General features: G+C 46.8%; 7 protein-coding genes. 4 read left to right on the forward strand and 3 right to left on the reverse strand.

From position 1 onward, the window contains the following. Positions 1–218: 218 nt before the first annotated feature. Positions 219–1,403, reverse strand: coding sequence for an NAD(P)H-quinone oxidoreductase subunit H (locus tag PY364_RS21020; protein ID WP_275525944.1), 1,185 nt, complete (start codon positions 1,401–1,403; stop codon positions 219–221). Positions 1,404–1,495: 92 nt separating this feature from the next. On the opposite strand from PY364_RS21020, the gene rsmH reads away from it, so the two are divergent. The 3 genes from rsmH (at position 1,496) to PY364_RS21035 (ending at position 4,843) form a co-directional block, all read left to right on the forward strand. After that, positions 1,496–2,416, forward strand: a complete 921-nt coding sequence (rsmH, locus tag PY364_RS21025) for a 16S rRNA (cytosine(1402)-N(4))-methyltransferase RsmH (RefSeq protein ID WP_275525945.1) — start codon at positions 1,496–1,498, stop codon at positions 2,414–2,416. Positions 2,417–2,527: 111 nt separating this feature from the next. Continuing rightward, the gene (locus PY364_RS21030) at positions 2,528–4,201 is read left to right on the forward strand and encodes a SpoIIE family protein phosphatase (RefSeq protein WP_275525947.1); all 1,674 of its coding nucleotides are present in this window, start codon (positions 2,528–2,530) and stop codon (positions 4,199–4,201) included. A gap of 219 nt (positions 4,202–4,420) precedes the next feature. Next, positions 4,421–4,843 (forward strand): anti-sigma regulatory factor, encoded by a 423-nt coding sequence (locus PY364_RS21035; RefSeq protein ID WP_019487489.1) that lies wholly within the window; start codon positions 4,421–4,423, stop codon positions 4,841–4,843. 586 nt (positions 4,844–5,429) lie between these two features. Here PY364_RS21035 and nadB read toward each other — a convergent pair. Next, positions 5,430–7,181 carry an L-aspartate oxidase gene (gene nadB / locus PY364_RS21040; RefSeq protein WP_275525949.1) on the reverse strand — a complete coding sequence of 584 codons (1,752 nt, stop codon included), beginning with the start codon at positions 7,179–7,181 and terminating at the stop codon, positions 5,430–5,432. Between the two features lie 132 nt (positions 7,182–7,313). Next, positions 7,314–7,745: a photosystem II complex extrinsic protein PsbU gene (gene psbU, locus PY364_RS21045; RefSeq protein ID WP_275525951.1), complete on the reverse strand. Its 432-nt coding sequence runs from the start codon at positions 7,743–7,745 to the stop codon at positions 7,314–7,316. 456 nt (positions 7,746–8,201) lie between these two features. Here psbU and PY364_RS21050 point away from each other — a divergent pair, with 456 nt between their 5' ends. Then, complete coding sequence (locus PY364_RS21050) at positions 8,202–8,813, forward strand: hypothetical protein (RefSeq protein ID WP_275525952.1); 612 nt, start codon at positions 8,202–8,204, stop codon at positions 8,811–8,813. The last annotated feature ends 45 nt before the right edge of the window (positions 8,814–8,858 follow it).

The raw sequence follows: 8,858 nt of genomic DNA on the forward strand, positions 1-8,858 counted from the left end.
AAGCAGAAGACGGTAGACGTGTTGGAGCTTTGTCTCGTGGGCTCGGAGATGTGTATAAGAGATAACTTTACCGCCAGGATGGCGGCGTTACGGATAGTTTTGCGTAAGTCCTGTTTGATTTAGTGATACAAGAGCAGACGTTGCCAGCAGATTTGGGATTGCTTAGGATTGCTAAGTTTATTATATCAATCCATCTCAATCCCAAATCTTACGATTTATTACCGATCGACTGAGCCCATAATCACGTCGATGCTGCCCAAAATTGCTACAACATCAGCCACCTTTACACCACGAAGGATGTGAGGCAATATCTGCAAATTATTGAAATCCGCAGCCCGAATCTTCCAGCGCCAAGGAAACACATTATCCTCGCCAATAATGTAAATTCCTAGTTCACCTTTGCCACTTTCAACGCGGACATAGTGTTCGCCTTTAGGAATCTTAAAAGTAGGAGCAACTTTTTTACCGATAAACTGGTAGTCAAAAGCATTCCACTCAGATTTTGGCCCTCCTTCCAGTCGCTTTGCTTCCAGATTCTCATAGGGGCCGCCAGGGAGTCCTTTTAGCGCTTGGCGGATAATTTTCACCGACTCGCGCATCTCGCGAATTCGCACCAAATATCGGGCTAGACAATCTCCCGCACTCTCCCACTGCACTTCCCAGTCAAAATCGTCATAACATTCATAATGGTCAACCTTTCGCAAGTCCCACTTCACGCCAGAAGCCCGCAACATGGGGCCCGACAGTCCCCAGTTAATCGCTTCTTGGCGGGAAATCGTGCCGAGTCCTTCAATTCTGCGCCGGAAGATGGGATTATTGGTAATCAGGCGTTCGTACTCGTCAACCTTCGGCCAGAAGTAATCGCAGAAGTCTTCGCATTTGTCTACCCAACCGTAGGGCAAATCTGCCGCCACGCCGCCAATGCGAAAATAGTTATTGTTAACCATGCGATAACCGGTAGCTGCTTCCCATAGGTCTAAAATGGGTTCGCGATCGCGCATAGTATAGAAAAAAGGAGTTTGCGCCCCCACATCTGCCAAAAATGGCCCTAACCACAACAGATGATTGGCAATCCGGTTCAACTCCAGCATGATTACGCGGATATAGCTAGCGCGTTTGGGCACCTTAATATCAGCCAATTTTTCCGGCGCGTTGACAGTCACGGCCTCATTAAACATACCCGCTGCATAGTCCCAACGGCTGACGTATGGCACGTACATCACATTCGTGCGACTTTCAGCGATTTTTTCCATTCCCCGATGCAGGTAGCCCATAACTGGCTCACAGTCAACCACATCTTCCCCATCCAGGGTGACAATTAACCTCAGTACCCCGTGCATGGAGGGATGGTGCGGCCCCATATTGAGTACCATCGGTTCGGTTCTGGTTTCAATTCTTGTCATAATTAGTAATTGTTGACTGTTAACTGTTAACTGTTAACTGTTAACTGTTAACTGTTAACTGTTGTTGATTTTTGTTTCGCCTGTCTAGCATTATGAAGGAGATTGAGTTGTCTGAGAAGGAGGTCGTAGCATCAAAAGTTGAGAGCGGCGTTTATCACATCCCGGTTTTAGGCCCGCAGTTAATTGAGGGTCTGGCTGTGCGTGCGGGGGGACGCTATCTGGATGCAACAGTGGGTGGTGGTGGTCATACCCGTTTAATTTTAGCTGCTGCACCCGATGTTACTATAGTTGCGATCGACCAAGACCTGGACGCGATCGCCTTCTGTAAACAGCAACTTACCGAATATTTAGCCCCAAATTGCTCCCAGATCGAATTTTGGCACGGAAACTTTGCCCGCTATCCAGCAAAAGAGTCAACATTTGACGGTATAATAGCAGACTTGGGCGTAAGTTCAGCTCAACTGGATGCTCCAGAACGCGGCTTTAGCTTTCGCCATCAAGCTAATTTGGATATGCGTATGAACCAGCAACAATCGCTGACAGCAGCAGAGATCGTGAATCACTGGGAAGAAGTTAAACTTGCAGATATATTTTATACCTACGGAGAAGAGAGGTTATCGCGGCGGATAGCTAGGCGGATCGTTAGCGATCGCCCATTCCAAACAACAACAGAACTGGCAGAAGCGATCGCCCGTTGTGTACCACCCAAATACCGCTACGGTCGCATACATCCAGCCACTCGCACCTTTCAAGCCTTAAGGATCGCCGTCAACTCCGAGCTCACCGCCGTAGAAACTTTTCTCAAGCAAGCACCCCAGTGGTTAAAACCTAGTGGGAAAATTGGAATAATCAGCTTTCACAGTTTAGAAGACCGACTGGCAAAGCACGAGCTCAAAGGCTCGCCCCTTTTGCAAGTATTGACAAAAAAGCCGATCCAACCCTCAATTGAAGAAGTAGCTACAAATCCCCGCGCTCGGTCTGCTAAGCTCAGACTGGCAGAACGATTAATCTAGTAAGCAACCCCGGTCTTAACATAAACGGGACTTAAGCCAATAGGCAACGTATTATTCGGATGTATCTTAGCCAATTAAACCTGATAAATTCGTCTGAAGGTAGAGGATTCTATGAGTCAGGGAGATAGGAGCAAGCTCAAACTGATGGTAGTCGATGACGAGCCTGACAACCTAGATTTGCTGTACCGGACGTTTCGACGCGACTTTCAAGTTTACAAAGCAGATAGTGCCCTCAGCGCTCTACAAGTTCTTGACGAGCAGGGCGAAATGGCAGTGATCATTTCTGACCAGCGGATGCCAGAAATGAACGGTACTGAGTTTTTGGGCAAAACTGTCGAGCGCTTTCCCGATACGATTCGGATTCTCCTTACAGGGTACACCGATGTAGAAGACTTGGTGGAAGCGATTAACGCCGGCCAGGTTTTCAAGTACATTACCAAACCCTGGAATCCTGAAGAACTGAAATCCGTTATCAATCAAGCCTCGGAAACCTACAAATACTATAAGCAACGCAGCCTAGCACTCCGCAGAGCCCTGCGGCGAGAATCCCTATTTAATGAGGTGATGAGCGCCATTCGAGGTTCGCTAGACTACTCCAGTATGCTCCAAACTATTGTCCAAACTGTAGGGCAGACTTTTGAAGCAGCTTACTGTATGCTGCGGCCGGTAGACGGCGGAACTCTGTTAGCTTCCTCCTTCTCTTACCAAGCTGAAACCACGAAAAACACCAGTTTTGACCTCAGTGAAGACTTGCTTCGTCAGGTGGTAGAAAGCCGCAAAACTCAACTACACCAAAGCAGCGAGAATAACCCCAGCAGCCTCCAGGTGGTAGTACCCTTGACCTACCAGCAGGAAATGCTAGCGGCCCTTGCTCTCTGTCAAGAAGGTTCTACTAATACTTGGTCAGCCGAAGATATTCAGTTGATCGAAGGCGTAGCGGAGCAAGCAGCACTAGCTCTTTCTCAAGCTAAACTCTACCAGCGCACTCTCGACTTAGCTCAGCAGATGCGTAACGAGTTAGAAGTAGCTCGTCAAATCCAAACTAACCTGCTCCGCCAAAGTTGGCCAGACTTTGAAACTGTCAAAGTGCAAGCTTGTTGCTTTCCTGCTCGCGAAGTTGGAGGAGATTTTTTTGAAGTCTACGTCCATTCCCAGGGGGATATTTGGATAGCAGTTGGGGATGTCTCCGGCAAAGGCGTACCAGCAGCTTTGTTTATGGTGAGCGCGATTTCTGTCATGCGACGAGAACTCTCTCAAGAGACTTCCCCAGATCCCTATCATGTCATGGAGAACATCAACAGCAGTATGTCAGATGACCTGATTGGCAACAACCACTTTATTACAATGGTAGTGGCTCGTTATACACCATCAACGGGACATTTGGCTTATGCTAATGCCGGACATATCTATCCCCTTGTCTGGTCTCACCCGGAGATGGTGGCTCAAGCAGCCAGTGGTGTCGAGACGGTAGAACCGAATTTCCTCAAGGCTCGTGGTATCCCCCTGGGCATACTGCCAGTCTGGAAAGGGAAAGCGGGTACTGTCGAACTCAAGTCAGGGGATGTATTCTTACTGACTAGCGACGGCATTACTGAAGCTACTGTTACTAATCAGGCTGAGGGTAGCGGCGAACAAACCCGTTCTATGCTCCAGCAAGAAGGTTTGTGGAAGCTCCTGGTTGAGGAGCAAGGCTCCTTAAGCTTGGACAATCTACTTGCTCGTATCCGAGCTGATAACCCAGTTCAGGAAGACGACCAAACCATACTTTCTCTGGAGGTTCTCTGAATCGGTTGCTAACTTCCGAACAGAATTCGGAGGCTTGAAAAAGGAAGAAAAACAAACTTCTTAATTCAGGACTAAAACAGTGTCGAGCCATTTAAACTGAACTGCCGGGGTGTGGTAGCCCACTAGATGTTAAGAATGTCTCCCTAGTTTTTAACCTCTCTGGCAGTCAGTGGCAAAGGGAAAAGTAGGTAATTTTTTTCTATACTCCCGTAAGGTTTTATGAAAACTGAGCTTCACGTGCCGAGCGACTTGAGATTTTTGACTATTGTCGAACACTGGTTGCTGAGTAGTTTGGAAGTTGAGCTAGGAGAGCACATCGATTGGCCCCGCCAATCGAATCGCTTGCGTTTGGTGCTGGCAGAAGCCTACTCGAACGTGATCCGCCACGCTCACAGAGACCAACCTAATTTACCTGTGTTGGTGCGATTGGAATTACAAGACCGCGATATTGCTTTAGAAATCTGGGATTACGGTAAAGGTTATGAGATGGATACTTATCTCCCACCACAGCCTGAAGCTAAACAGGAAAGCGGTTATGGCTGGTTAATTATGAGTAGGCTAATGGATCGGGTGGATTACTGCTTGCAGATAGATGGTCGCAATTGTCTGAAGTTGGAAGCGAGTTTACCAGAAAAATCTTAAGGGTTAACAGTTAACGGTTAACTGTTAACTGTTAACAGTTAACAGTTAACTGTTTTCCATATCTTATTTTTCAGGAAATGTCAAGTGCCTAAATCGGGAATTTAATCTTTAACAAGGATAAGTCAAATTTATTAAAGTCTTAAGAATCTTTTAATGCTGTATCAGTTAAAATCCTGTTAATACCTCTGAGTGACTAAATCAGCCTTGAGTTGAAACGCTCTCTGAAAATTTACTCAGACAAAATTTTAAAAAATATAATAATGTCAGTGAATATACGGACATGGCGGATATAATCAAGTTATTGGGGAATGTATTTAATGTGGTGACTTTTATGGGGCTATGGGTAATATGGGTACTTTGTTTAAGTTTACAACAATGGCAATGCTGGCACTTGCGATACCGTTAAGTACGCCGGGTATGGCGATCTCGGTCGCAGAAGTCGGTCATCAACACACCTCGAAGGGATCGACAGCAGTACATTCCGAGCTGTCGGCTTTTTTGAACTGTGCAAATTACGAACCAGATCCAAATGGGAATCCAAAAAGTGATGGCACTGGGACGCGCTAATCTTTGGAGATTTTGTAGTTCACTGATTCCTGATACTAGGTGATTTGCTCCAATTATCTAGTCGGACTAGGGTGTGGCTGCACCAATCTGGGTCTGAGAGGGGATAGTCGAGCCGATAGTGACCACCTCTACTTTCAATCCGAAAGGCTGCGCTTTTGAGAATTAAGTAACCGACATCTAGTAAGTTGTAAGTTTCTGCCCAAGTTCGCAAGTCTAAGTTATCTATATCGGGTAGAGAAAAATTAAGAGTTTGTCCCGGCTGTAAATTCAGTAGAGTTTGACTGATGGGAAGGGTCGCTAATAGTTCGCGCCAAATTTCAACTTGAGCGATCGCATCCTCTAAAGCCTTTTGCCCCCGGCAAATTCCAGCACTATGCCACATCAAAATAGGTAATTCTCTCCGTAACTCTTGTATTATAGCTTGCTGGTGAGGCCAATTTTCTAAATTTTCAATTGTAATGTTTGAAATATCGCCAAGAACAGCACCAAACTCCTCATTACTAATTCCCTCTAGCTCATTCCCTCTCCCCGTCTCCCCATCTCCCCATCTCCCCATCTCCCCCTCTTCCTTCAGATGTGCCATTTGTGCGCCAAAAACGAGACATTCCAGCAACGAATTGCTCGCTAACCGATTGGCACCATGAACACCCGTGCTTGCAGTTTCTCCCACCGCATACAAACCTGGAATTGAAGTACGGTTGAAACGATCGGCAACAATACCTCCCATCCAGTAATGTGCAGCAGGCGATACTGGTACAGGTTCTTGAAAGACATCAATGCCCCATTGAGCACAAACCTGGATGATGTTAGGAAACCTGTGGCGAATGCGTTCCGCTGGAATTGGGCGCAAATCGAGCCAGACGCGATCTTCTCCAGTATTCTGTAAGTGGCGGAAAATAGCACGGCTGACTACATCTCTGGGTGCAAGTTCCCCAGAAGGGTGATAGTCAAAAGTAAACCGATAGCCTTTGTCATCGACTAAGTGAGCACCTTCGCCCCGAACTGCTTCACTGATCAGAAAACGGGGAGCTCCAGCTTTAGTAAGGGCGGTGGGGTGAAACTGGAAAAATTCTAAATCACGCAGTAGAACACCTGTACGCCATGCGATCGCGACCCCATCCCCCGTACTCACCGTTGGGTTAGTAGTCTGAGAGAATATCTGTCCCCCGCCACCAGTTGCCAACACGACTGTTTCCGCCCGCACCCAGTTTACCTGAGAGCCACAAATTAGGCTAATGCCCTGACAGTGCTGAGTTTCAGGATTGAGCCACAGGCTCAAAGCAAAAGCAGGCGAGAGCAGAGTAATATTTTTCTGCTTCCGTACCAGTGCGGCTAAAGTGCCGACAACAGCCCTCCCAGTCGTGTCCGCAGCGTGGAGAACTCGCCGTCGGGAGTGGGCTGCTTCCAGTGTGAGAGCGAGATTTTCCCCGCTTCTGTCGAAAGAAACGCCCATTTTTACTAGGGACTCAACGCAGGTAGAGGCTTCTTCCGCCAAAAATTTGACTGCCTCGAAATCGCACAAACCTGCACCCGCAGACAAAGTATCTTCTACGTGCAGCTTAGGGGAATCGTCAGGGGCGATCGCGGCTGCGATCCCGCCCTGGGCCCAATCGCTAGCAGAAATCGGTAAGGCCTCTTTCCCGATTAAACCTACTTGGAAATGCTCTGGAAGACAAAGAGCCGCGTAGAGACCCGCAGCGCCTGCACCGACAACCAATACGTCGAAACGATCGGGTAGGTTGCCCTGCCAAGAAAAAGCGTCATTAGCCATTTAGCTATTATTGCTTAGTTATTAGTGTCTGTGAGCTACTGTCTGTTAACGTTCCAGTAAACAGGCAACGATTAACAGACAGTAGCTCACAGAGACAGGACTAATGACTATTGACAAATATCTATGACTTGTCTAGTCGTAAAGTCCGTTGTTCAGTCTGTTGTCGCCCTCAATGAAAACTGATTCAACATCAGTCACGGTAAAGTTACCCAGATTAGCTTGCAGCAGGTCTTTCTGAGCTTGAGTTATGCCCGGAATATCGAGTACCTTCTCAACTTTTTCGTAAGGAGCATTCTTAATAATTAATGCCGCCAGAGTTGGAAACATCCCTGGATATTGCCGGAAGTCTCGTACACCGCTGTTGTTCAAATCAAGTTTTTTGCCATATTCTGTGGCTAGCTTGTCGTCAGCGCGATTAGTTCTGGGTGTGACAGCCGCCAAGAAAGAGGATGAGGGCATGACAAAATTGCTTAAATCTGCGGCCAGAACATTCTGATGTCCCAGCCATCCCCAAGAACTCACTAACAAGGCGAATACTGCCAACAGGCGACCTAATTTTTTCATTTGTTTATTACTCCCACTTTTACACACAGTATTTCTTTAGAGAGTACCATTTCACCACGTCCAGTTTTTTATCGAAATTGTGTGTGGGGATTGGGAAGGAAGTAGGGTTTATGTATTGACAATTTTAGCAAGGTGTGAATTGTTGGGATTTGACTGACTAATGGCGATCGCTACAACACTTTGAGGCGATCGGCTCAAGGTTTCTGACCATTTAATACCTTAAGTAGAAGAGCCTATAGTAGAACGTAAAAGCTAGAAGATATAATAAGTATTTATACTCCGAATTTTACTTGGTTTCTAGCTTTTTTATCCTGAGAGAGTTGAGTACAAAACCCCACCGGCCCCATCAAGCAGCCTCCTTGATGGGTTGGGCAGAGCTGGGGAGGAGCCGATTCAATTCCGTTGAAAACTGGTGTAGAATCAGAGGGGCTGTTTGGCAACAATAAGGGGCTTTTGATGTCCAAAGTCTACAGCACGGCAGAACTTATTAAAATTTTAGAGGCAGAACGCCAAGCGTGCCTACATGGGCATCGTCTCAAACTGGCAGCAGTACCTTCGACTGGCAATCCTGTGATCGATCGCTTTCTTAAATCGGATGGCGTTCAAAAGTTTACGGCTTATCAAGATTTTAAAGCTGCCGTTCACCGATACCAGGAAGAACATCAAGTGTCTGGGATTGTCTGGCGGCAAATAACGCTCAAAGGTCATAGTCTCTGTTATCCCGCAGTGGACGATCAATTAATTGCTTTATCTAGTGATTTAAGGGTATTAAAACAAGCTAAAGCTTCGATACTGGAATTCTGGCAGCTAGTAATAGTTGAAATGGACTTGTATTTAAGCATCAACAGTGGTAAAGATTATCGACAAATTGGGCCGGAGGATGTAGGCGCGATCGTGCAACGGACTGAATGGGCTGCTATTTGGAAGTGGGAAAAGTTAGACTTCTTAGAAATGCTCTTGCAGTTAGGCTGGGGAAAGCCAGAGGAGGCTTATTATAAAAGAGGATGGCCCCTGTCTGGAAGCGAGTATATTCATGCAGTGAAACCGGGACAAAGACCAATTTGTTAATTTATTGTTTGTAGCGCCGCCCTCTGGGCGGTATCTTTACCGCCC

Origin of the sequence: Kamptonema sp. UHCC 0994 (genome assembly GCF_029167235.1) — a bacterium.
Classification (GTDB): Bacteria; Cyanobacteriota; Cyanobacteriia; order Cyanobacteriales; family Microcoleaceae; genus Kamptonema.

Excerpts from the sequence above, each read along its gene's own strand:
- PY364_RS21030 (WP_275525947.1), top strand. The coding sequence starts at position 2,528 with ATGAGTCAGGGAGATAGGAGCAAGCTCAAACTGATGGTAGTCGATGAC.
- nadB (WP_275525949.1), bottom strand. The coding sequence starts at position 7,181 with ATGGCTAATGACGCTTTTTCTTGGCAGGGCAACCTACCCGATCGTTTC.
- PY364_RS21050 (WP_275525952.1), top strand. The coding sequence starts at position 8,202 with ATGTCCAAAGTCTACAGCACGGCAGAACTTATTAAAATTTTAGAGGCA.
- psbU (WP_275525951.1), bottom strand. The coding sequence starts at position 7,745 with ATGAAAAAATTAGGTCGCCTGTTGGCAGTATTCGCCTTGTTAGTGAGT.
- PY364_RS21020 (WP_275525944.1), bottom strand. The coding sequence starts at position 1,403 with ATGACAAGAATTGAAACCAGAACCGAACCGATGGTACTCAATATGGGG.
- rsmH (WP_275525945.1), top strand. The coding sequence starts at position 1,496 with ATGAAGGAGATTGAGTTGTCTGAGAAGGAGGTCGTAGCATCAAAAGTT.
- PY364_RS21035 (WP_019487489.1), top strand. The coding sequence starts at position 4,421 with ATGAAAACTGAGCTTCACGTGCCGAGCGACTTGAGATTTTTGACTATT.